Origin of the sequence: Mesorhizobium sp. M5C.F.Ca.IN.020.32.2.1 (assembly GCF_004023105.1) — a bacterium.
Classification (GTDB): Bacteria; Pseudomonadota; Alphaproteobacteria; order Rhizobiales; family Rhizobiaceae; genus Mesorhizobium; species Mesorhizobium wenxiniae.
In genome coordinates, this window is the sequence record NZ_RZSX01001318.1 from 1 (window position 1) to 1,133 (window position 1,133).

1 protein-coding gene and 1 pseudogene are annotated in these 1,133 nt (G+C 57.9%); both read right to left on the bottom strand.

Features of this window, described 5'->3' with window-relative positions:
* Window positions 1-818, bottom strand: a pseudogene (locus EOA86_RS35625) (GGDEF-domain containing protein); the annotation flags it as partial.
* A gap of 124 nt (window positions 819-942) precedes the next feature.
* Window positions 943-1,133, bottom strand: a 191-nt coding sequence (locus EOA86_RS39755; protein WP_206630242.1) for a hypothetical protein, incomplete at its 5' end; no start/stop codon positions are given.

Here is a 1,133-nt window from a genome sequence, read left to right on the forward strand (position 1 = left end):
CCCTTGATCAGCGTATCGAAATGGTCAGTCAGGAAGGTGCGGTTGTGCAGGCCGGTAAGGCCGTCATGCACGGCGATGAAAGCCATGGAATTGCGGGCATCGATCAGTTCGTGTGTCTTGCGCAGGATGGCGTTCGACATCGGCCTGAAGATGAAAAGTGCCACCAGCACGATGACGCCGATGGTGGTGTAGAACAGCGTTCGATGGAGATCGAGAAGTGTTTCCGATCGCGCATCGGCATGGGCGCTGATGCGCTGGCCGAGTGCCGCATAGCCCGACAGGGTCGCATTGGCGATGGAAGCGTCGAGGTTGACGCGTTCGCCGCCGCCCTTGTAGCCGCCATTATCGGCCATGCCGAGTCGTGATTCGAACGCCGAAACCAGGCGTTGGCCGTTGGCGATAAGCCCGACCGAGAAGTAGTCGAGATGAAACGGCTTGGCGAAAAGCACGCTCTCGACTGATTTCGGATCGAACCTTGCCGGTGACGCCGGGTCGGCGACGACCCGCTCGAGCAGAAGGTCATAGTTCCTCTCGAACTCCGCCGTGGCCTGTTTGAATGCGGTGACCAGAGCCGGTTGTTGGTTGCGCGAAGCAGTACCTGCCGCGTTGGCAAGGAAGACAATGCGTTGCGACAGCGTCTTTTGCATGCCGACAATATCGAGCAGCGTATCGTCGTGCCGCTGGTCAGCCATCATCTGCTGGAGAAGGATGAAGGAGGCCATCACCATGGCTGCAATGATCAGCAGCGCCAGCCAATAGCCGGCCTTGATCAACAGTATAAGCCTGCCCGAAATGGTTTGCACCGGTTGCTGCGACATTTTCTGAGGCGGTCCCTCTCGCCGACAGATTGTTAGGTGTGAGAACCATTGGCTTGAAAGTGTTAACAGCTCTGGAAGTCGACAGAGCTGCGACAGCGGCAGCGGTGGAAAGCTCGCGAAATGGTTATCGCGTTCTTTCGCGCCGCAGCTGCATTTGAGCATCCGCCAGTTGGCGGCATTCTAGCCACATTCTGGTCACTGACCGTCGCATCACCGAAGCGGTCGCTTTTGCGGTGGATTTTTCGCCCGCGCGGGGCGACAGTCCATTCAATCTCAACAGGGCCTGATCATGAGTGCGGCATTCCTCTCCTATAT